The organism is Leucobacter sp. NPDC058333 (assembly GCF_042726155.1).
Taxonomy (GTDB): domain Bacteria; phylum Actinomycetota; class Actinomycetes; order Actinomycetales; family Microbacteriaceae; genus Leucobacter.
Window position 1 is genome coordinate 435,413 of the sequence record NZ_JBHXHV010000001.1, and the last position, 22,141, is coordinate 457,553.

20 protein-coding genes are annotated in these 22,141 nt (G+C 66.4%); 10 read left to right on the forward strand and 10 right to left on the reverse strand.

Translation table 11 applies throughout. The features are described 5' to 3' along the window. The first annotated feature begins 14 nt into the window (after window positions 1–14). The 7 genes from ACFWHR_RS01980 to ACFWHR_RS02010 all read left to right on the forward strand — a co-directional run bounded on the left by ACFWHR_RS01980 (window position 15) and on the right by ACFWHR_RS02010 (window position 7,896). Entirely contained in the window at window positions 15–797 is a 783-nt protein-coding gene (locus tag ACFWHR_RS01980; protein WP_382446589.1) for a DeoR/GlpR family DNA-binding transcription regulator, read from the forward strand. Between the two features lie 246 nt (window positions 798–1,043). After that, the gene (locus ACFWHR_RS01985; RefSeq protein WP_382446590.1) at window positions 1,044–2,297 is read left to right on the forward strand and encodes a hypothetical protein; all 1,254 of its coding nucleotides are present in this window, start codon (window positions 1,044–1,046) and stop codon (window positions 2,295–2,297) included. 2 nt (window positions 2,298–2,299) lie between these two features. After that, window positions 2,300–3,352, forward strand: coding sequence for an aldose 1-epimerase family protein (locus ACFWHR_RS01990; RefSeq protein ID WP_382446591.1), 1,053 nt, complete (start codon window positions 2,300–2,302; stop codon window positions 3,350–3,352). Then, window positions 3,349–4,842, forward strand: coding sequence for a sugar ABC transporter ATP-binding protein (locus ACFWHR_RS01995; RefSeq protein ID WP_382446592.1), 1,494 nt, complete (start codon window positions 3,349–3,351; stop codon window positions 4,840–4,842). Before ACFWHR_RS01990 ends, ACFWHR_RS01995 begins: the two co-directional genes overlap by 4 nt. After that, entirely contained in the window at window positions 4,839–5,858 is a 1,020-nt protein-coding gene (locus ACFWHR_RS02000) for an ABC transporter permease (RefSeq protein WP_382446593.1), read from the forward strand. Before ACFWHR_RS01995 ends, ACFWHR_RS02000 begins: the two co-directional genes overlap by 4 nt. Next, window positions 5,855–6,910, forward strand: a complete 1,056-nt coding sequence (locus ACFWHR_RS02005) for an ABC transporter permease (protein ID WP_382446594.1) — start codon at window positions 5,855–5,857, stop codon at window positions 6,908–6,910. Before ACFWHR_RS02000 ends, ACFWHR_RS02005 begins: the two co-directional genes overlap by 4 nt. Continuing rightward, on the forward strand, window positions 6,907–7,896 hold the full coding sequence (locus tag ACFWHR_RS02010; RefSeq protein WP_382446595.1) for a sugar ABC transporter substrate-binding protein: 990 nt from the start codon (window positions 6,907–6,909) through the stop codon (window positions 7,894–7,896). The genes ACFWHR_RS02005 and ACFWHR_RS02010 overlap by 4 nt, the downstream gene beginning before the upstream one ends. A gap of 73 nt (window positions 7,897–7,969) precedes the next feature. Here the strand turns inward: ACFWHR_RS02010 and ACFWHR_RS02015 are convergent, their stop codons facing one another. The 7 genes from ACFWHR_RS02015 to ACFWHR_RS02045 all read right to left on the reverse strand — a co-directional run bounded on the left by ACFWHR_RS02015 (window position 7,970) and on the right by ACFWHR_RS02045 (window position 15,842). Further along, entirely contained in the window at window positions 7,970–8,971 is a 1,002-nt protein-coding gene (locus tag ACFWHR_RS02015; protein WP_382446596.1) for a LacI family DNA-binding transcriptional regulator, read from the reverse strand. A gap of 298 nt (window positions 8,972–9,269) precedes the next feature. Then, complete coding sequence (rhaI, locus tag ACFWHR_RS02020; protein ID WP_382446597.1) at window positions 9,270–10,439, reverse strand: L-rhamnose isomerase; 1,170 nt, start codon at window positions 10,437–10,439, stop codon at window positions 9,270–9,272. Window positions 10,440–10,465: 26 nt separating this feature from the next. Beyond that, a complete protein-coding gene (locus ACFWHR_RS02025; RefSeq protein WP_382446598.1) occupies window positions 10,466–10,819 on the reverse strand; it encodes an L-rhamnose mutarotase in 354 nt (117 codons plus the stop codon). 168 nt (window positions 10,820–10,987) lie between these two features. Further along, the gene (gene rhaS, locus ACFWHR_RS02030; RefSeq protein ID WP_382446599.1) at window positions 10,988–12,031 is read right to left on the reverse strand and encodes a rhamnose ABC transporter substrate-binding protein; all 1,044 of its coding nucleotides are present in this window, start codon (window positions 12,029–12,031) and stop codon (window positions 10,988–10,990) included. A 105-nt stretch (window positions 12,032–12,136) separates the two neighbouring features. Then, window positions 12,137–13,207 (reverse strand): ABC transporter permease, encoded by a 1,071-nt coding sequence (locus ACFWHR_RS02035; RefSeq protein ID WP_382446600.1) that lies wholly within the window; start codon window positions 13,205–13,207, stop codon window positions 12,137–12,139. Further along, a complete protein-coding gene (locus tag ACFWHR_RS02040; protein WP_382446601.1) occupies window positions 13,204–14,235 on the reverse strand; it encodes an ABC transporter permease in 1,032 nt (343 codons plus the stop codon). The genes ACFWHR_RS02035 and ACFWHR_RS02040 overlap by 4 nt, the downstream gene beginning before the upstream one ends. Beyond that, complete coding sequence (locus ACFWHR_RS02045) at window positions 14,232–15,842, reverse strand: sugar ABC transporter ATP-binding protein (protein WP_382446602.1); 1,611 nt, start codon at window positions 15,840–15,842, stop codon at window positions 14,232–14,234. The genes ACFWHR_RS02040 and ACFWHR_RS02045 overlap by 4 nt, the downstream gene beginning before the upstream one ends. Before the next feature lie 232 nt (window positions 15,843–16,074). Between ACFWHR_RS02045 and ACFWHR_RS02050 the strand changes: the two genes are divergently transcribed. Next, a complete protein-coding gene (locus tag ACFWHR_RS02050) occupies window positions 16,075–17,085 on the forward strand; it encodes a LacI family DNA-binding transcriptional regulator (RefSeq protein WP_382446603.1) in 1,011 nt (336 codons plus the stop codon). Between the two features lie 181 nt (window positions 17,086–17,266). On the opposite strand, the gene ACFWHR_RS02055 is transcribed toward ACFWHR_RS02050, so the two are convergent. From ACFWHR_RS02055 to ACFWHR_RS02065, 3 genes are read right to left on the reverse strand one after another with little or no spacing between them, the layout of a single operon-like run. Beyond that, window positions 17,267–17,626 (reverse strand): DUF3817 domain-containing protein, encoded by a 360-nt coding sequence (locus ACFWHR_RS02055; RefSeq protein ID WP_382446604.1) that lies wholly within the window; start codon window positions 17,624–17,626, stop codon window positions 17,267–17,269. A gap of 48 nt (window positions 17,627–17,674) precedes the next feature. Next, complete coding sequence (locus ACFWHR_RS02060) at window positions 17,675–18,460, reverse strand: response regulator (protein WP_382446605.1); 786 nt, start codon at window positions 18,458–18,460, stop codon at window positions 17,675–17,677. Then, window positions 18,457–19,809, reverse strand: coding sequence for a sensor histidine kinase (locus ACFWHR_RS02065; protein WP_382446606.1), 1,353 nt, complete (start codon window positions 19,807–19,809; stop codon window positions 18,457–18,459). Before ACFWHR_RS02065 ends, ACFWHR_RS02060 begins: the two co-directional genes overlap by 4 nt. A gap of 183 nt (window positions 19,810–19,992) precedes the next feature. On the opposite strand from ACFWHR_RS02065, the gene ACFWHR_RS02070 reads away from it, so the two are divergent. Together ACFWHR_RS02070 and ACFWHR_RS02075 are read left to right on the forward strand one after the other, a co-directional pair. After that, on the forward strand, window positions 19,993–20,898 hold the full coding sequence (locus tag ACFWHR_RS02070) for an ABC transporter ATP-binding protein (protein ID WP_382446607.1): 906 nt from the start codon (window positions 19,993–19,995) through the stop codon (window positions 20,896–20,898). Further along, window positions 20,895–22,058: an ABC transporter permease gene (locus ACFWHR_RS02075; RefSeq protein ID WP_382446608.1), complete on the forward strand. Its 1,164-nt coding sequence runs from the start codon at window positions 20,895–20,897 to the stop codon at window positions 22,056–22,058. The genes ACFWHR_RS02070 and ACFWHR_RS02075 overlap by 4 nt, the downstream gene beginning before the upstream one ends. Window positions 22,059–22,141: the final 83 nt, after the last annotated feature.

A 22,141-nucleotide genomic window follows, 5' to 3' on the forward strand; every position in this document is an offset into this window, starting at 1 on the left:
TAGAGTGACCCACTATGACCCCACCGGCAGAGCAGCGCGACGAGCGCATCCTGGGCTTCCTCGAGGGCCGCGAACTCGTGCCGGTCGGGGAGCTCGCAGAGCATCTGGGTGTGTCGGCCGTGACGGTGCGAAAAGATCTCGATCGCCTCGTGCGCAGCGCCGTGATCGAGCGGGTGCGGGGCGGTGCTCGGCTGCGCTCCGCAGAAGAGGGGCCGCTCGCCGAGCGGCTCGGGCAGCGCGTCGGCGCGAAGCGCGCAGTGGCGCGGCGCGCGGCTGAGCTCGTTGGCGCCGACGCGGTGATCGTGATCGATTCGTCGTCGACCGGCTACTACCTCGCGCTCGAACTCTCGGATCGCACCGATGTCACCGTCGTCACGAACTCGCTACGCGTCGCAAGTCAGCTCGCCGAGCGCAATGGCCCCGCCGTCGTGGTGCTGGGCGGCACGGTGCGGCGCACCTCGTTCTCCACGGTAGGGTTCCCGGCCGAAGTGCTGCGCGGTTACGGCACGATCGACCTCGCGTTTCTCGGGGTGTCAGCACTGTCGCCCGAGCAGGGGCTGCTCGAGCGCTCGTTCTCTGAGGCGGAGACGAAGCGCGCGATGGCCTCGGCGGCGCAGCTCGTGATTGGGCTGTTCGATTCGTCGAAGGCCTCCGGGTTCGGCCAGCATGCGGTGGTGCCCGCGACCGACGTTTCGCGCCTCATTACGGACGACGAGTTCAGCGAGGCGGATGCCGCGCCGTGGCGCGCGCTCGGCGTGACGGTCGACAGGGCGCTGCAGGGCAACTCCCGATCCTGACGCCCACGCGTCGCGCCCCTCTTACCCCCCCCTAACCAAATCCGGAGCGGGGTAACTTTTGGTGCGTGTCGCACGCCCGACACGCACCAAAAGTTACCCCGATCGCGGGCGGCGCCGGCGAATGCGCAACGTGAATGCCTTCGCTGTTGTGCAATCGGCAAACATTTGGTAGCTTCATTGAAGCACTTACGGTTCAATGAACCAGGAGTGATGACGAAGTCTTGCACGACCACAAAGGAGTGAGCAATGGCACAAGCGGGCCCATATGCAGGCGTCACGAGTTCGGAAGCGGCTATCGAGCGCGCAATGAACGATGCGAGCGGCGTGCTGCGCCTCGCACCGGCGTGGGTGCCGCGGGCATTCTGTACCCCCGGTAAACGCATTCGGCTGCACCCCGACGATTACTTCCCGCTGGGCAAAGACCGCGGTGGTATTGATGAACGCTGGTTGGCCAGCGCGATTCGCGCCGAAAACGGCCCGCGCACCGACCCGTTCGAGGGTCTCAGTCTCGTGCGCGACCCCGACGGCGGCGTGATCCCGCTCGACGAGCTCATCGCGCACGCGCAGGGCGACGCGATCGGCGGACTCTGGGCATCGCACGGATTGTGGCCGATGTACTCGAAGTTCTTCGACAACGAATTCCCGCTGCCGTTCCATATTCACCATCGTGACGAGCACGCCGCGCTGGTGGGCAAGCCCGGCAAGCCTGAGGCCTATTACTTCCCGCCGCAGATGAACAATCACGGCGGCCAGTTCCCCTACACCTTCTTCGGTCTCCACCCCGAGACGTCTAGGGAGCAGCTGCGCGACAAGCTGGAGGCGTTCCTTCGCGGCGGCGACAACCGCATCACCGATCTGTCGAAGGCGTACCGCATCACGCCCGGAACCGGGTGGGATGTGCCGGCGGGCGTTCTGCACGCGCCGGCGAGCATGTGCACCTACGAGCCGCAGGCGGCCTGCGACGTGTTTGCTATGACCGAGTCGTGGTCGAACAACCGCGAGGTGCCCGACGAGCTGATGTGGAAGGACGTACCGACCGACAAAGTGGGAGATCTCGACTTCATCGTCGACCTCGCCGACTGGGATCTGAACGTCGACGCCGAATTCTGGAGCCACCGATTCACCCCGCCCGTCGAAACCCTGGAAAGCCGCGCGGGGTCGCCCGAGTACGTTGAGCGATGGATTACGTACCGAGCGGCGGCATTCAGCGCCAAGGAGCTGACCGTCGCGCCCGGTGGTTCGGTCACGATCGCCGACCGCGACGCACACGGGCTCATCGCTGTCGCTGGCCACGGCAGCGTCGGCGGCAAACACATCGCCGCCATCTCGAGCATCCGCTACGGCCAGTTTTCGAGCGACGAGTTCTTCATTACGGCGGGTGCGGTGGCCGAGGGCGTGCGAGTCGTCAACACGTCGACCACTGATGATCTCGTGATCTTGAAGCACTTCGGCCCGGGCAATCAACAGCTCGCGGCCGAGCGCGGCGAATTGGGGCTGTAATCGTGGCTGACGAACCGCTGCTGTTCGGGCAGCCGCTTGCAGAGGCCAGGCGTCGCGTGGGCTCGCCGCGGCAGCTCGCGAGCATCGACGACTTCACCGAGAATCAGGGCGCGGGACGAGGCGCGCGGCGGCTCGTGCTGCGCTCGGGCGGGGGCCTCACCGTTGACCTCCACCCGGATCGCGCCCTCGACATAGGCGCCGTGTCATATCTCGGTACCCCGATCGCGTGGCATTCGCCGACCGGATTTGTAGCGCCCGGGCTCACGGTCGATGCGGGACGGGAGTGGCTGCGCTCCTTTGGCGGCGGGCTGCTCGCGACCTGCGGGCTCGACACGTACGGCCCGGCGAGCACCGACGAAGGTACCGACTACCCCATGCACGGCCGCATCGGCTCGGTGCCAGCGGTGGTCACGCGGGCACAGGTCACCGACACTGAAGTGATCGTTGAAGCTGAAGTGCGTCAGGCGAGCGTCTTTGGCGACAATCTCGTGCTGCGCCGTCGCATCAGCGTGCCACTCGGCGGTGCATCGATCACGGTTGACGACCGCGTTACGAATGAGGGCGCTGCCGCGGCTGGCCACATGGTGCTGTACCACGCGAACCTCGGCTGGCCGCTGCTCGATGCGGGTGCGGTGCTCGAGGTTCCCGCCAACTCAGTGTCACCGCGTGACAGTGACGCCGAGCGCGGGCTCGCTCGTTGGTTTGAGGTCGCTGCTCCCACCGCAGGGTACGCCGAGCAGGTGTTTCAGCACGACTTCGCGGGTCGGGGCGTCGCTGAGGTCTCGCTCGATAACCCCGCACGCGATGTCAGGATCGCGATTCGTTTCGACACCGCGACGCTTCCCGCGCTGCACCAGTGGAAGATGCTCGGCGAGGGTCACTACGTGCTCGGCCTCGAGCCGACGAATGTCGACTGGACCCGTGGGCGCGCGGCCGCGCGCGAAGCGGGAGTGCTGCCCATGCTCGAGTCCGGCGAGAGCGTCGATTACCGGATCGAGTTTCATTTCGGCTCGAGTCGTGCTGGGCACCCGGGCGAACGGGGAGGATCAGCATGAGTGTGGCCCTGGAGATGCGAGGCATCTCAAAGTCGTTCCCCGGGATCCGGGCGCTCTCCGACGTCGATCTGATTGCCCGCGCGGGGGAGGTTCACGCGGTCGTCGGCGAGAACGGTGCGGGCAAGTCGACGCTGATGAAGATCCTTGCCGGGGTGTATCAGCCAGACGGCGGCACCATCAGTCTCGACGGCGCAGAGACACGTATCTCTGGGCCGATTGACGCCCGCAGTCGAGGTATCGGCATGGTCTATCAGGAACTGAATCTCGTTCCCGACCTCACTGTCGCAGAGAACATCATGCTCGGTGCGACGCCGTCACGGTTTGGCTTCGTGCGTCGACGCGCGCTCTCCGAGGCGGCGGCGGTCGTGCTCGACGCGTTCGATGCGCGTATCGACCCGGCGGCGATCCTGGGTTCGCTCACCGTGAGCCAGCAGCAGATCGTAGAAATCGCGAAGGCCTACGCGCAGCGGCCCAGCATCATCGTGCTCGATGAGCCCACATCGTCGCTCAGCGAGCACGAGGCGCAGGCGCTGTTCCACATCGTGCGGCGGATGCGCGCAGATGGCATCGCGATTATCTACATCAGTCATCGTCTGCGTGAGGTGCTCGAGTTGGCCGATCAGGTGACGGTGTTGCGCGACGGTCGCCAGATTGAGACTCGATCGGCGGACGGGCTCACTGCGGGGGAGATGATTCGACTCATGGTCGGTCGTGACCTCACCGATATTTTTCCGAAGCGAGAGGTGCCCATCGGCGACGTGGTGCTCGAAGTCGACGCGCTGACCCGACCGGGCGCGTTTGCCGATGTTTCTGTGTCTGTCAGGGCGGGCGAGATCGTGGGTCTTGCGGGGCTCGTGGGCGCCGGTCGCACCGAGGTTGCACGCGCTGTTTTCGGGCTCGATCGGGCTCAGTCGGGTACGGTACGCGTCGATGGCCGCGACGTTTTCGCCCGGACGCCGGCCCAGGGTCTGGCCGCTGGCATCGCCTACGTTCCTGAAGATCGGAAACGCGACGGCATCGTGCATTCGGCGTCGATCAAAGACAATGTCTCACTGCCCGTACTGTCGTCGCTCTCGACCGGCGGGTGGATCTCGCGCACCCGCGAGCGCGCGATGGTGCGAGATCAGGTCGAGACTCTTGGCGTCTCGCCGCCCGTGATCGAGCGCGCGGTTGACACGCTCAGTGGTGGCAATCAGCAGAAAGTGGTCATCGCGAAGTGGCTTGCGGCCAAGCCCCGCGTATTGATTCTCGACGAACCCACGCGCGGTGTCGACGTCGGCGCCAAGGCAGACATCCACGAAATCATCGGCGCGCTCGCAGCGGCGGGAACGGCGATCCTGCTGATCTCGTCGGAGTTGCCGGAGGTGCTCGCTGTGAGCGACCGCATCTACGTGCTCCACGAGGGGCACGTGTCGGCCGAGCTCGATCGGACCGAGGCCACCGAGGCCACGGTCATGCACGCAGCAACCGGGGAGGCGGTGCGCTCATGAGTGGCACGAACATCGACGCGAAACTCGATACGACGGTGACCGGCGTTCCCGGGACGAGCCGGGTCACGCGCGCGAATCTCGGCGCTCGGCTCGGGCCGCTGATCGGCATGCCGGTTGGCATCGTGCTGCTGTTGATCATCGGAGCCGTGCTCTCCGACCGCTTCTTCTCGTTCGGCAATCTCGTCAACGTGCTGATCAACATCTCGATACTCGGCGTGATCGTCGTCGGCATGACCTTCGTGTTCATTACGCGCGGGCTCGCCGATCTCTCCGTGCCCGCCACCGTTGCGGTCGGCGCGATTCTGACCCTTGGACTGCAGCCCGCAATTGGTACCTTCCCCGCAGCACTCGTCGGCATCCTCGCGGCGTGCGGCGCTGGCGTGGTTAACGGAGTGCTGATCGGCTACGCCCGCATCAATCCCGTGATTACGACGCTCGGCGTCAGCACGATCGTGCTGGGCATCGCGCAGTGGAGCGTCGGCGGGGTCATCGTCTACGGCACTGACACCGCGGCACAGGCGTTCGTCAACAGTCGTGTGTTCGGGATCCCGGTGATCGTGATCATGTTCGTCGTCGTGGCGGTCATCGGCCATCTCGTGCTCTCGCGAACGACGCTCGGCCGCTGGGTGTACGCGGCGGGCAGTAATCCCGATGCGACCCGCGCGAGTGCGGTGCCACTGGCGCGCACGCGCGCCACAGCGTTCGTGATGACCGCCGGTCTCAGTGGGCTGGCGGGCGCACTGCTCGGCATCACGCTCCAGACCGCGCGGCCCGCGATCGGTGTCGGGTATGAGTTCGACGCGATCACCGCGGTGGTTGTCGGCGGCATCAGTCTGCTCGGCGGTGCCGGCAGCATTCCACGCGCGATCGGCGGGCTGCTGTTCGTGGCGCTTCTCAACAACATCCTCGTGCTGCAGGGGGTGCCGACCGCGGTGCAGGGCATCGCAAAGGGCTTGCTCATCGTGGGGGCGGTTTCACTCGACATCTACCTCCGACGGAAGGGAGGCCGCTCATGAGTACTGCAATCACTCAGCAGAGTGGATGGAGCCTCGCGCTCCTCGGGCTCGTGCGGTACCGCGTCATCGTGATTCTGGTCGCGACCCTGGTGATCGCCGCGACGTTTGTGCCGGGATTCTTCGAGGGCAGAACGCTGAGCCTCGGCGTCGACCGCGTCGCAACGATGGGACTGATCGCGATCGGGCTCACGGTCGTGCTCATCGCCGGGCAACTCGACCTCTCGGGCGGCGCGATCCTCGCCCTCTCCGGTATCGCAGCCGTTGGTCTGCAGGAGTCACTTGGTCAGGTGCCCGCAGCAATTGTCGGCCTCGGCGTCGGCCTGCTCGCCGGCTGCATCAACGGCGTGTTGGTAGTGCTGCTGCGCATCAATTCACTCGTCGCAACCCTCGCATCAATGCTGCTGTTTCGAGCAGTGTGCCACCTCATCACCGATTCGCGGCCGGTCAGCGGCATCGATCCGTTCTTCGGGATCCCGCTGACGCAACCGGTGCTCGGCACACTCTCGGCGCGAGTCTTCATCTTCGTGGTGCTGATCCTCCTGCTGCATGTCTGGCTGACACGGATGGTCTCCGGTCGCAATCTGTTTGCGGTCGGCAGCAATGCGACGAGCGCCGCGGCGAGCGGCATCCGGTCGCGCTGGTACCTGTTCGGCGCGTTCGCATTCAGCGGACTCATGGCGGGGCTCGCTGGAGTGACGTTCGGGATCGCATCGAACACGGGTTCGCCGGTTTTCGGCGACACCATCGTGCTGACCGCGATTGCCGCAGTCGTTATCGGCGGCACTCGGCTTGAGGGCGGGGTGGGGTCAGCGCTCGGCACCCTCGGCGGGCTGCTTACCCTGGCGGCACTGACGACGGCGATGGAGTACCAGAGCATCCCGGCGTATGTGCAAGACATCGTAACCGGGGCGATCCTGCTGCTACTCATTCTGCTTGACCGACTCACCCACGCGAAGCGTGGCACCGACGTTTCACCCGCTGCACTGCTGCGGCGGCTCTCATCGAAGAGAACCGCCGCTCCCACTCAGGAAACCGAAAGGACACCCGCATGATAAAGAAGGTATTCATTGGCGGCACAGCGCTCGCTGCCGCCCTGCTGCTCGCCTCGTGCTCCACAGGCGGCGGCGACGCGAAAGCCGCGTCGGGAGACGGAGCGGCAGACGGCTCAGGCAAAGAGATTTGTTACATCACGGCCGCAGAATCTCACGCGTACGCCACCCCCGCAAACGAGGCGTTCCAGGCGGCAGCGGACGAAGCCGGGGCGAAGGTCACGATGCTGAGCCAGGACTTCGACGTGCAGACCGGTACCGAACAGCTCACGACGTGCATCGGGCGGAGCCCCGACGGCATCGTGCTCTGGCCGCTTGATCCGCAGGCGTACATTCCCGGCCTGATTCAGGCACAGACGGCGGGTATTCCCGTCGTGCTCATTAACTCGCCGATGGACGATAAGGCGCTCGAACTGGTCGCGAGCTTTACCGGCCCCGACGTGCACGAGGAGGGCGTGCTCTCGGCCAAGGCAATGGACGAGGCGCTCGGGGGCACGGGCGGCGTGGTGATCATCGCCGGTCAGGCGGGCAACGGCACGAGCATCGGCCGCACCGACGGATTCACCGAGCAACTCAAGGAGCTCGGATCGGACATCGAGGTGCTGCAGACGGTGAACGCCGATTTTGATCAGCAGAAGGCGCTTGTCGCGAGCCGTGACCTCATCACTCGGTTCGGTGACGACATTGACGGCGTCTACGCGAACGACGACACGATGGCACGGGGCTTCATCGATGCCTGGGCGGAAGCCGGGAAGGATCCCAAGGAGATTCCTCCGATCGTTGGCATCAATGGGCAGAAGGATGCGTTCGAGTCGATTCGGGATGGTCAGTTTTACGCGACGATCGTGCAGTCGCCCGTCGAGGATGGCAAGCTCGCGCTCGAGACGATTCTGCAGGCCGCCGCGGGTGAAAAGGTCGAGGCGCGCATCCCGATCCCGCTCACGGTAGTGACGGCTGACAACGTCGAGGATGTCGAGCCCGCGTTCTAAGCATTCCCGAGCGTTCCAGAACACGCAAATGGTCCCTGCGCTGATCGCGCGGGGACCATTTGCGTTCGCTCGATCACGTAGAGGCGCGCACCACCAGTTCGGGTGCGAGCACGATGTGGTTCGCCTCTGGCATCGGTCCCGATCGATCGATGAGGCTGATCATCATCTCGACAGCGGTGCGCCCAAGCAGTTCGCGCGGTTGCGACACCGTGGTGAGCGGGACCGCGCCGATCGACGCCCACTCGATGTCGTCGTAGCCCACGACGGCAATGTCCTCTGGTACGCGCACGCCGGCGCCGACCAGCGTTTGAATGAGCCCGAGTGCGAGCATGTCGTTGGCGCAGAGCACTGCGCTGGGGCGTTTATCGTGTGGCCGCGTGGCGAGCGCCGCGCCCAGTCGCCGTCCCTCGTCGATTGTCCACGACGCAGTATTGACGACCTCGAGCGTGATGTCTCCCGCGGACTGCAGCACCACCTCGCGAGCACCCTCGTATCGCAGCCGCACCTTCGGCGAGCGGTGCGGATGGCCGAGGAACGCGATGCGACGGTGCCCGCGCGAGACGAGGTGTCGCGCGCCGAGGCGCCCGCCTTCTTTATCGTCGATCATCACGGACCAGACGTCGCGGTCATCTCCGACCCGGTCAACGAAGACCATTGGCACGCCCCGGTCCTTCAGCATGTTCAGTCGCGAACTCTGCTCGTCGACCGGCGAGATGATGATGCCCTGTACTCGCTGCTGCACGAGGAGATCGAGGTTCTGGGATTCGAGTTGCGGATCGTAGGAGCTGTTGCAGAGCACGACGCCGAAGTCACGCTCGCGGCAGACGGCCTCCGCACCGAGCGCGACGTCAACGAAAAAGGGGTTGCCCAACTCGGCGACAGTGATTCCAATGGTGCGCGTGCGCCCCGGGCGAAACTGGCGGGAGCGTTGATCAGGGACGAATTCGAGCTCGGAGATCGCCTGCAGCACCCGCTCGCGAGTGTCGACGCTCACGTACGAGGGGCGGTTGAGCACATTGCTCACGGTGCCTGCTGAAACCCCGGCGAGGCGGGCGACGTCACGAATGGTCGCCATGACCTAGGCCTCAGTGGTTACGCGGTGATGGTTCATTGAACAATGGTACCGCGCCCCACGTGCGCCGACACGCTGACCCCCACCCACCCCACCCAAACCACCTCACCTCACCCCTCCCCACCCACCTCACCCATCCCAAACCCGAAGCGGGGTAACTTTTGGCGCGTGTCGGGGGTGCGACACCCACCACAAGTTGCCCCGATCGCGATGTGGGCGGGAGGGGCGGGGGAGATGGGGAGGGGGGACGGAGGAAGGGGGTGGGGGAGAGAGGTAGGGGGAGGGGGGCGCAGCAGCGCCCCTACGCGCCCCAGCTCGCCTGGGCGCCGCCGACGCGGGCCGCGTTGATCGTCGCCTGGTAGTCGGACTTCGCGTAGGCGGCCATCGGATCGGCCGGCAGGCCGCGCGACTCGCGCCACTCAGCGAGCGCCGGGCGCACGTCGGTGTAGAACGCGTCCATCATGATGCCGTTCGCGCCGAGCACGTCGCCCGAACGCTGAGCCTCGCCGAGCGCGTCACGATCGAGCAGCAGCGCGCGCGCCGTCATCTCTTGCACGTTGAGCACGGAGCGAATCTGGCCGGGGATCTTCTCTTCGACGTTGTGGCACTGGTCGAGCATGAAGCTGACGTCGGGGTTGTTGAGCCCGCCGCCGCGCACGACCTCCACGAGAATGCGGAACAGCTGGAATGGGTCGGCCGCGCCCACGATCAGATCGTCGTCGGCGTAGAAGCGGCTGTTGAAGTCGAACGAACCGAGCTTCCCGAGGCGCAACAGCTGCATCACGATGAACTCGATGTTCGTGCCGGGTGCGTGGTGCCCCGTGTCGAGGCAGACCATTGCGCGCTCGCCGAGCGACGCGACCTGCGCGTACGAGGTGCCCCAGTCGGGCACGTCGGTGTGGTAGAACGACGGTTCGAAGAACTTGTACTCGAGCACGAGCCGCTGGTCGCCCGAGAGACGCGCGTAGATCTCTTGGAGGGACTCCTGCAGGCGATCCTGACGGCCCCGCATGTCGGCCTGACCCGGGTAGTTCGATCCCTCGGCGAGCCAGATCTTGAGGTCACGCGACGCGGTCTGATCCATCACGTCGATGCACTTCAGGTGGTGGTCGATGGCCTTGCGCCGAATCGCGGCGTCCTCGTGGGTGAGCGCGCCGAACTTGTAGTCGTCGTCCTGGAACGTGTTCGAGTTCACGGTGCCGAGCTCGACGCCCAGGTCTTCGGCGTGGCGGCGCAGCACCGAGAAGTCGTCGACGAGATCCCACGGGATGTGCAGCGCGACGCGCGGCGCGAGGCCGGTGAGGCGGTTCACTTCGGCGGCGTCCGCGATCTTCTCGAACGGATCGCGCGGGGTGCCGGGGGTGCCGAACACCTTGAAGCGGGTTCCCGAGTTGCCGTACGCCCACGACGGGACCTCAACGGCCTGCTGCTCGAGGGTGCTGAGGATTTCGGGTGTCAGCTGCGTGCTCATGATCTGCGCTTTCTGTCTGTGCGGCGCTATGCGCGGTTCGTGCCCGCGTGGTGGCGCGCGAGCTGGTGCTCGAGGTTGAATACCTCGGAAAGTCGGGGGGCCTCCTGGTCGGGGCGGCCCGTAGAGGCGACAAAAAAGTCGGCCATCTTCGCTTCCCACGCTGCGGTGCGCGGGTCGGCGGCGAGTGCCCGTTGGGCCGCCTCGTCGTCGTCGGTCTCGTAGTAGCCGATGAGCAGGCCGTCAGGCCTCAAAAAGAGTGAGTAATTGTGCCGACCGGCGTCCGCGATCGCCTCGAGCATCTCGGGCCAGACGGCCGCGTGGTGCTCGGCGTACTCGACCAGCCGATCGGGCTTGACCTGCATCTGAAAGCAGACTCGCATGGGATTCTCCGGCGTGTAAGTGGGCTGTGCTGGGCTGGGCGGCGACGTGACCTGGGAAGTGCAGCGGCGCGGGATCGATGGGGTGCGGTGCCCCGAAGGGCGGCGCGGGATCCTGATCCTGCCCGAGCAGGATCCCGCGCCGCAGCGATCTGCTGCCGCGCCTGCGACTTAGAAGTCGAAGTCGCCGATGTTGTCCGCGTTGAAGCGGAACGGATCGCCCAGCAGCACGACGCCGTCAGCGCCGACAGTGAACTCGCCGAGGTCGCCGGCTTCGAAGGTGTCACCCTCCTTGCCCTCGATCTCGCCCGAGGCGAGTGCGTTGGCGGCGTAGGCGGTCAGGTAGCCGAGGTCCTCGGGGTTCCAGAGTGCGAACTCGGTGACGGTGCCGTCTTCGACGTACTCCCGCATCTGATTCGGCGTGCCGAGGCCGGTCAGTGCGACCTTGCCCTTCGCGTCAGAGGTTGAGAGGTAGCGCGCGGCGGCTGCGATACCGACGGTGGTCGGCGAGACGATGCCCTTGAGCTCCGGGTAGGTCTGCAGCAGCGCGGCGGTCTTGTCGAACGACGCCTGATCGTCGTCGTCGCCGTAGACGACCTCGACGAGCTCGACATCGGGGTGGTTCGCCTTCAGCTCATCCTTCATCAGGTCGATCCAGGCGTTCTGGTTGGTCGCGTTGGCCGCGGCCGAGAGTACGGCGATCTGGCCCTTGTCGTCGATCTGCTCGGTGATCATGTCGACCTGCACCTTGGCGATGCCGGTGGCGTCGGCCTGGTTCACGAACAGGTCGCGGCAGTCGGCGCTGGTGTCAGAGTCGAAGGTGACGACCTTCACGTCGTTGTCGCGAGCCTCGTTGATTGCGTCGCAGATCGCCTTCGGATCGTTAGCCGAGATGGCGAGTGCGTTGACGCCCTGCTGCGTCGCGGTGTTGATGAAGCTCACCTGCGCGTCGGGGGTTGCCTCGGTCGGGCCGACCTCGTTGAACGTGCCACCGAAGGCCTCGACCGCAGCCTTGCCGCCCTTGCTCGAGGTATCGAAGTAGGGGTTGCCCAGGTTTTTCGGCAGGAAGGTGACGCTCGCGCCCGAGCCGCCCGAGCCTGAGTCGCCACCGTCGCCACCATCGCCGCCCGAGGAGCAGCTCGAGAGCAGCAGTGCCGCGCTTGCGGCGAGGGCGAGCACGGCGCCCGCCTTCCTCTTATTGTGTGTGAACCACATTGTTCGTGTTTCCTTTCGTAGCCCCGCGCCGCGGGTACTGGTATGGGTGGTCGGTGAAAAGTGGTGGGGAGTCGCCGGGTGGTGTGCCGCCAGGAGTTTGGCGATTTAGACCGTGGTGGCGGCCCTGGCTCCGGCGATCTGCAGTTTTTTGCCCGTTCGTCGCCGGTTCTTGATGGCGGCAATGACGCTCGTCGAGATCACGGCGCCGATCAGCAGTACGCCGGTGATGATGTTGATGACGTCTGAGGTGACGTTCGCGAGTCGCAGTGCGCTCCCCAGCACGCCGATCAGCAGTACGCCCGCAATCACACCGTGCAGGGCGCCGCGGCCGCCGAAGATCGAGACCCCGCCGAGCAGCACGGCCGCGATGACCTGCATCTCCATGCCGGTCGCGTTGTCGCCGCGAGCGCTGCCGTAGCGCAGCGTGTAGTAGATGCCGGCGAGCGCCGAGACCACTCCGCTGAGCATGAACAGCAGCATCTTCGTGCGCGCCACATCGACGCCAGAGAAGCGGGCGGCCTCGGGCGAGAGCCCGATCGAGAAGATGCCGCGGCCGAGCTTTGTAAAGTGCAGCAGGATCGCGAAGGCGACCGCGAGCACGACGAACAGGATCATCACGACCGGAATGCCGCTCGAGCCGAGCTTCTCCTTGGCGAGGTCTGTCCAGAACTCGGGGAAGTCGGTGACCGCCGTCGTGCCGAGCATGCCGACCGCGATGCCGCGATAGAGCGCGAGCGTGCCGATGGTCACGGCGAGCGAGGGGAGCCCGACCGCCGTAATGAGGAAGCCGTTAATGGCACCCGCGATCACTCCCGCGACGAGGGCGAGCACGATGGTGAGCCCGAACGGCACACCTGCCTGCGTGAGTACGCCGGTGAGTACGCTCGACAGCCCGACGACGCTCGCGACCGAGAGGTCGATCTCTCCGGTCACGATGATCGCGGTCATCGGCAACGCAATGATCAGGATCGGGAACATGTCGAGCAGCAGGTAGGTCATCGTGATCTTGCTGCCGAAGTTTGGCACCGCGACGCTCGCGACGAGCACGACGATCACGAAGAGTGCAATGATCGCGGTCTCGCGGGAGAGCAGCAGGCGCTGCCAGAGCGGCCGATCGTAGTCTGCGATGTGCCGCAGCGTGGTCGTCGACGTGCTGACGGTGGTCGTGGCGGTCATCGCTGCGTCTCCCGTTCTTCAATGAGTTTTCGGTGTTGTCGAAGGGACAGCACGCGGTCGAGCACGATGGCTCCGATGATGAGCACGCCGACGACGGCGCGCTGCCAGAAGTCGGGCACGCCGAGCACGGGGAGTGCGCGGTTGATGGTCATGAGCAGCACGGCGCCGATCGCCGCGCCCCACACCGATCCGACCCCGCCGAAGATGGCGACGCCACCAATGACCGCTGCGCCGATGGCGTCGAGCTCCCAGCCGGAGCCTGCCTGCGAGTTGATCGTGCCGTACCGGGCCGCGTAGAGCACACCGGCGAAGCCTGAAAGCGCACCCGAGAGCACGAACGCGGTGAGCACGCGGCGCGTCACGGGCAGGCCGTAAAGCTTCGCGGCGTCGGGATCAGACCCGATCGCGTAGCTCTCGCGGCCGCCGCGCGTGTTCTTCATCCACCAGGCGACGGCGATCAACACGATGACGGCGATGATCGTCAGCACCGGAATGGTGAGTACCTGCGCGGTGCCGAGCGAGAGAAAGCCCTTCGGCATATCCGAGGCGTTAATGCGATCCGAACCCGTCCACAGCACATTGATGCCGCGGAACGCGTACATCGTGCCCAGCGTGATCACGAGCGCCGGCACCTTCGCGAAGGCGACGAGCGCGCCGTTGATCAGGCCGAGCAGCCCGCCGAACACGATGGCAATGAGCACCACCACGATCGCGGGAAGCCCGGGCATATCGATGAACAGGCGGCCGGTGAGATACGCACTCAGGCCCAGGATCGAGCCGACCGACAGGTCGACGTTGCGCGTGATCAGCACCACGGACTGGCCGACCGCGACGAGCAGCAGCAGCGACGGCGTCAGCCAGAGGTCACGGTAGCCGTCGGCCGAGAACAGGAAGTTCGGATTCTTGATGGTCGCGGCGGCGACGACCAGCAGCACGGCGAGCAGAATGCTGGCCTCGCGTGCGCGCGTCAGCCGCCCGACGATCGAGCCGAAGCCCACGCGGGGAGCGGTCAGGGTGGTGGCGCTCATGCGACGTGCTCCGTCTCGGGGTTGGTGGCGGGGTTAGTAGTGGGGTTGGCTGCCGGGGTGGTGGTGCTGGCGGTGTCCGAGGCGTTCTCAGTCCCGTCGGCGCCCGAGCTGTGGGTGGCGGCGCGCATGACGTTCTCTTGGGTCGCGAGTTCGCGATCGATGGTCGCGGTGATGCGCCCCTCGTGCATCACGACGACCCGGTCGGCCATGCCGAGCACCTCGGGCAGCTCGCTCGATATCATGAGTACGCCCATGCCCTGGCTGGCGAGCGTCGAGAGCAGCCGGTGCACTTCGGACTTCGTGCCGACATCGATGCCGCGCGTCGGCTCATCGATGATCAGCACGCGCGGATCCGTCGCCAGCCATTTGCCGAGCACGACCTTCTGCTGGTTGCCGCCCGAGAGCGTCCCGGCGATGGTGCTGAGTGCGTTCGTCTTCACCTCAAGCTTCTCTGACCAGGGGCGGGCCGCGCGGTTCTCGGCGCCCGTGGTGATGAGGTCGAATTTCGCGAGCGAGTCGAGAATCACCGACGTGGTGTTGCGGCCGACGCTCGACTCGAGCACGAGGCCCTGCTTGCGGCGATCTTCGGGGACGAGCGCAAGCCCGGCGCGCATCGCGGCCGTCGGCTTGTTCTTGGAGACCTGCTTGCCAGCCACGGAGACCGTGCCGCTGCGGTAGTTGTCGACGCCGAACACGGCGCGGGCCACCTCGCTGCGACCGGCGCCGACGAGGCCAGCGAGGCCGACGATCTCGCCCGCGTGCACGGTGAAACTGATGTCGTTGAAGATGCCCGGGCTCGTGAGACCATCGACGACGAGCAGGGGTTCACCCACCTCGGTTTCAAGCTTCGGGAAGAGGTCGGTGATCTCGCGGCCGACCATCTCAGAGACGACGCTGTCGGGGTCGGTTTCGCTGATCGCACGGGTCGACACGTAGCTGCCGTCACGCATCACCGTGATCGTGTCGCAGAGCGCGAAGACCTCGTCGAAGCGGTGCGAGATGAAGACGAGCGCACGATTTTCGTCGCGGAGTGCGCGGGCAACCTGGAACAGTCGGTCGACCTCGACACCCGAGAGGGCCGCGGTGGGTTCGTCCATGACGAGCACGCGTGCGTCGAGCGAGATGGCCTTAGCGATCTCGATCATCTGCTGGTCGGCGATGGAGAGGCCGTCGGCGGTGCGATCCGGGTCCATTGCGACGCCGAGGCGGGCGAACAGCGACTCGACCTCGGTGCGCATCGCGCCCCGGTCGATGCGGCCGAAGCGGCCGCGGGGCTGGCGGCCCATGAAGATGTTCTCGGTGACCGAGAGATCGGGGAAGAGCGTCGGCTCCTGGTAGATGACCGCGATACCGGCGGCCTTCGACTCAGCGGTGGTCGAGAAGTCGACCGTCTCGCCGTCGTACCTAAAATCGCCGGAATCGCGTCGGTAGAGACCGGCGATGATCTTCACGAGCGTCGACTTGCCGGCGCCGTTCTCGCCGACGAGCGCGTGGATGGAACCCGGAAACAGTGCGAGGGTGCTGTCGCGCAGCGCGATCACCTGGCCGAAGGACTTGGCGACGCCGCGCAGTTCGAGCAACGGCTCGCCGGCGGGTGGTTTCTTCATTGAACTCACGAATTTCCTGCCATTGGAAGGGCATATCAGGTTGGTGCGGTCACGATGTAATGAATCGTTTCAATCGCAATTAGGGTGAGCTTATGGGGGAGAGCTTTCATGTGTCAAGTCGATCACGCGCCGGTTTCCAAGTCGTTATTGAAGCGTTTCAATTCGCGGTACCATCGGTAGACTCTTCACCCGGGGGAGCGCGATGAGGCATTCACACTGAAAGGACGACGCTATGGCAGCGAGTATCCGTGACGTTGCGCGTGCCGCTGGCGTCTCCGTCGGCACGGTGTCGAACGTGCTCAACCGCCCCGAAATCGTGGCCGCCACCACGGTCGAGCGAGTGACGCAGGCGATCGAACAGCTCGGCTTCGTGCGCAACGACGCGGCGCGGCAACTGCGCGCGGGCCGCAGCAGCAGCTTCGGGCTCGTCGTGCTCGACACCCGCAACCCCTTCTTCATGGATCTCGCGCACGGCGCGCAGCGACGCGCGATCGATGACGGCTACACCGTGTTGCTCGGTGGCAGTGACGACTCGAGTCAGCGCGAGCGCAGCATTCTTGAGATGTTCGAGGAGCACCGCGTCGCCGGGGTGCTCATCTCGCCCATCGACACCGACCTCACGCAGCTCTGGAAGCTGCGCCAGGGCGGCACCCCCGTCGTGCTCGTCGACCGCGGCTCAAGCGACCGATCGTTCTCGTCGGTGTCGGTCGACGACGTCGAGGGTGGGCGCATCGCGGCCCGACACCTGCTCGAACTCGGGCGGCGGCGCATCGCATTCGTCGGCGGGCCGGTGGGCATTAAGCAGGTCTCTGACCGACTCACCGGAGCGCGTTCGGTCGTCGCGGAGGTTGCGGGCGCGACGCTCGAGGTGCGCGAGACTCGGGCGCTGAGCGTGCTCGAGGGGCGCCGGATCGCCGAGGAGATTCTCGAGCTTCCCGCCGACCGCAGGCCCGACGCGGTCTTCGCGGCGAACGACCTGCTCGCGATGGGCGTGCTGCAAGCCTTCGTGATGACGGGTTCGCTGCGGGTGCCAGAAGACGTGGCGCTGATCGGTTATGACGACATCGACTTCGCGAGCGCGGCCGTCGTACCGATCACGTCGGTGCGTCAGCCAGCGGTCGAGATCGGCGAAACCGCCGTCGGCCTGCTGCTGAAGGAGGCCCAGGCCGGCCCCGACGCGGTGCGCGAACAAATCGAGTTCACGCCCGAGCTAGTGGTGCGCGCCTCAACGGTCGCGCGCTAGCGCGCCCACCACCCCACCCCACCTCACCTCCCACCTCCCACCCTCGTCTGGCGAGCGGGGCAAGTTGTGAGGGGTGTCGCGCCCGCAACACGCGCCAAAAGTTACCCCGCTCCGGTGTGCGCGGGCGGGTGGGTGGGTGGGAGGGAGGGTGGTGGGGCGGTCGCGGTGGGGGAGTTGGCGGCTAGCCGCGGGCGGTGGCGAGCGACGGGTTGGGAGTCGCCGCCGCCGGCGTCGGGCGGGCGAGGCGGCCCGTGCGGCGCAGCCAGATCTCCATCGGGATCGTGAACAGCGGCGGGATCGACGCCGCCAGCGCGAGCAGCGCGACGAACCACGACCAGCGCAGCTTGATCGCCGCCGCGATGGTGATGATGCCGTAGGCGATGAACGCTGCGCCGTGCAGCGATCCGAAAATGGTCACCACCATGGGCGTCGTCTCGGTGACGTACTTGAGGAACATCCCGACGAGCAGACCAGCCCACGTGAACGCCTCCACAAAAGCGATCCAGGCGTACGCGCGGCCAATTCCCGTGGGTTTCGTCATGATCGGGAGCCTATCGGCTCGGCCTCAACGAAGCCCGAGCGTGCAAACCTACGAACGGGTGTGCGCCCACACGACGGCTTGAATGCGATCGCGTACGCCGAGTTTCTGCAGCAGGTTCGAGACGTGTGTCTTGATGGTCGCCTCGCCGAGAAACAGCGCCGCCGCGATCTCGCCATTCGAGCGGCCCTCGGCGACCAGACCGAGCACCTCGCGCTCACGCTCCGTCAACCCGGCCGCCGTCATCGCGGCGTATGCGGCGGCTGAGTCGGGGGACGAACGCGGGACGGTGCCGGGCGCCGCGCTGGGCACCGTCGTCGCTTCGGGGGCCGGTGCTGATGCTGACACCGGTGCTGACGCTGACCCCTGCTCACCTACAGGCGCGGGATCGCGTGTGCTCCTGCGTTCCCTGTCGCGATCCGCCGCCACCCGCTCGATCACCGCGCGGGTCACGTCTGGCCCGAGCAGCGCATTGCCCGCCGCGAGTGAGTGCACTGCGTCGATCAGCTGTTCGGCCCGCGAGGTCTTGAGCAAGAATCCGCTCACACCGGCGGCCAGCGCATCGAACAGGTACTGCTCGTGCCCGAAGGTGGTCAGCACGAGCACGGCCGCGTCGTCGTTCGCGGCCAGGATGCGCCGCGAGGCATCGATGCCGTTGAGCACCGGCATCTCGACGTCCATGCAGATCACGTCGGGCCGCAGTTCCGCGGCGAGGGCGACCGCGAGCTCGCCGTTCTCGGCCTCGCCGACGACCTCGATGTCGGGCTCCGACTCCAGAATGATGCGAAAGCCGGAGCGCACGAGCGCCTGATCATCGACCAGTAGTACGCGAATCATGCGAGCCTCTCGGGGTGTGGGGTCAGCGCGGCGTGCGCGAGTGCGGGCAGCGGGCCGATGTTGGCGCTGCCGGATGCGCTCGAGGTCGAAGCGCCGGATGCGCTCGGCACGCTCGCGCGCACCATGAATCCGCCCCGCTCGCGGCGGCCGGCGCTGACCGTGCCTCCCACGGCGCCGATCCGCTCGCGCATGCCGCGCAGCCCGAGCCCCGAGCCGGCAACTCGGGGCGCCAGCCCCTGCCGCACTCCGTCATCGGTGATCTCCACCTCGACGGCGTCGGGGCCGAATCGCAGCCGCACCTCGGCTGCGGCGCCTCGGCCGGCGTGCTTGCGCACGTTCGTCAAGGCCTCCTGCACCACGCGATACAGGGCGACATCGATCAGCATTGGCACGGGCCGCGGCGTGCCGGCCACGATCAGGGTCGCCGGGGTGCCAGAACTCTGCGACTCGATAACGAGCGTGGACAGGTTCGCGACGCCGATGGTCGACGGCGCCGACGCATCTTTCGCGGGATCGCGCAGCGTGCCGACGAGCGCGCGTAGTTCGTCGACCGCGGTCGCTGCGCTCTCCTCGACGACTTGAAGGGCGGCCGCTGCCCGCTCCGGGTCCCGTTCAATACTGCGCCGGGCCGCGCCCGCCTGGATGCCCATGACCGACACGTGGTGCGCCACGACGTCGTGCAGCTCCCGCGCGATCGCGAGCCGGTCGAGTGCGACGGCCTGAGCTGCGCTGGTCTGCCGTTCGAGTTCGAGTTCGCGCCCCTGGGCTTCGAGCTGCGCCTGCGAGCGGGCAGCGCGCCACGACCGTTCGCCGAAGAAGTAGGCGCCCGCGAAGTAGAGCAGGTTCGTGATGATCTGGATCACGGCGTACGTCGCGAACGCCGAGAAGATGCCCGACCGTGAGAAGCCGGGGAATGCGTCCTCTTCCGAGGAGGCGATAATCAGCGTGACCACGAGCCACGAGATCATGCCAACCCCGATACCAATGCGCGCCCACACGGCGAGCGCCCGCCGTCGCTCCCACGCGCCAACGGTGTAGAGCGCGCAAAACAGGGTCATGTTGATGATGAGGACTTCTGGCACGCCGAACTGGCCACAAATGACGAATCCGATTGCGACCGCGAGCGCCACCGGAACAGGATATTTCCGGCGCAGCGCGAGTGGCAGTGTCGCGAGCCCCAGCCCGAGAATGCACACCCAGAGCGGCGCGGGCTCCGGGTACACGCCGGTCCTCGAATACAGCAGTGCCGTGGTGACTGAGGCCAGTGCGAACAGCAGGGCGAGACCGAGGTCGGCCCGGTAGCCGGTGCGGTCGGGGCTGGGCCGACTCCACGCTGCTGCTTCTTGCATGACCCCAGCGTAGAGCGCGCGACCCAACGAGCGCTTCCGCCGAGCGGGGGAGTAGCTCAGCTCAGCTCAGTTCATCTCATCTCAGCCCAGTTCAACTCAGTTCATCTCAGCTCATCCCTGCGGGGGAGGCGACCGGCGCCCGCAAGACGTCAAGCTGGTACCCAACGACAGAAGGGGATCGAGATGATCGACATCGCAGGCGTCTCACGCAGCTTCGGCGACCGACGCGTGCTCGACAACGTGAGTTTCGCGGTCGAGGGCGGGCGCATGACCGGCTTCGTCGGCGGCAACGGCGCGGGCAAAACCACGACCATGCGCATCATCCTCGGTGTGCTCTCGGCCGACGCTGGCACCGTGAGCTTGGACGGCTCACCGCTCACCGCCGCCGACCGCGCGCGCTTCGGATATATGCCAGAAGAGCGCGGGCTCTACCCCAAAATGCAGGTGCTCGAACAGCTCGTCTACCTCGGGCGGCTCCACGGCATGAGCGCCGCCGCGGCCAAGAAGTCGGCCGCAGCTCTCATCGAACGCCTCGGCCTCGGCGAGCGCGGCAGCGACACTCTCGAAAGCCTGTCGCTGGGTAACCAGCAGCGCGCCCAGATCGCGGCAGCGCTGGTGCACGAGCCGTCGGCCCTGGTGCTCGACGAGCCGTTCTCAGGGCTCGACCCGATGGCCGTCGAGGTCGTGCTCGGGGTGCTGCGCGATTACGCCGCGCAGGGCGCCCCGGTGCTCTTCTCCTCACACCAGCTCGACATTGTGGAGCGGCTCTGCGACGACGTCGTGGTGATCGGCGGTGGCAAGATCCTCGCCTCGGGTTCGCGCGAAAATCTGCGCGCCGAGCACTCGGGCGACAGTTACGAACTCGAACTCGCTGGCGCCGCAGCCGATGCCGGCTGGGTGCGCGAGCAGCCGGGCGTCGAGGTCACGCACCTCGACGGCGGTTTTGCTCGCTTCGATGCGCCCGACCCGGTGAGCGCGCAGGCCGTGCTCTCGCGCGCTGTGCAGGAAGCGCCCGCGGGCGTCTCGGTGCGCCGCTTCGCCCCCATCACCCCATCACTGGCTCAGATCTTCAAGGAGGTCGTGCGATGACCGCCCCCACCACTCCAACGGTGCCCAGCTCCCCGAAGACGCCCGGCGCCCCGCGATCCACGTCGCGTCCGATCACCGGCGCGCAGGGCGCGTGGCTCGTCGCCGAGCGCGAGATCACAACGAAGTTGCGCAGCAAGGCGTTTTTGATTTCGACCGGCGTGCTCCTGCTGCTCGTGCTGGGCTCGGTCGTCTTCAGCGGCTTCATGGCGAGCAAGGGTGGCTTCCAGAGCGATACGAAGGTCGTCGCCGTCGGAGCCGCGACCGAGCTGGTGCAGCCACTTGACGGCAACGGCTTCGAAGTAACCGAGGCGCCGGATCGCGCAGCCGCCGAGCAGGCAGTGCGTGATGGCGACGTCGAAGCCGCGGTGGTACCCGGCGGCGACACCGCTGTTGACCTGACCGTGCTCGCGAACGACAGCGCGCCGACCGGGTTGCTGCAGGCGCTCTCGGCAGCCCCAACGGTCGAGCTGCTCGAACCGATGACGGATAATCCGTTCCTGGCATATATCATCGCGATCGCGTTCGGCGTCGTCTTCATGATGAGCGCCATCACCTTCGGTACGACCATCGCGCAGAGCGTAGTCGAAGAGAAGCAGACCCGCATCGTTGAGATTCTGCTCGCGACCGTGTCGGCGCGCACGATGCTCGCGGGCAAGATCCTCGGCAATAGCATTCTGGCGCTGGCTCAGGTCGTGGCTATCGCTGCCCTGTCGTCGGTGGGCATGCTCGCGACCGGACAAGATCTGTTGCTCGGCGAGCTGGGAACGGCGCTGATCTGGTTCGGCATCCTGTTCGCGTTCGGGTTCGTGTTGCTCGCAGGCTTGTACGCCGCGCTCGCCGCGCTCGTGTCGCGGCAGGAGGACATCGGGTCGGTCACGAGCCCCGTCATGATGCTGGTGATGCTGCCCTACGTCGGTGTCATCGTGTTCTACGACAATCCCACGGTGCTCGCGGTGATGAGCTACCTGCCGTTCTCGGCCCCGGTGGGTATGCCGATGCGGCTATATCTCGGAACCGCCGAGTGGTGGGAGCCGTTCGCCTCGCTCGGAATCCTCATCGTCTCGATTGCAATCGTGATTACGATCGGCTCGCGCATCTACAGCAACTCCATTCTGCGCACGGGAGTGCGCGTGAAGCTGAGCGAAGCGCTCAAGGGATAGCTCGGCAGTCGATCGGGCAAGATCCAAAATCGATTCGGGATCAGCGGCCCGGGGCTCACGCCCCGGGCCGCTCTTCGTGGTTA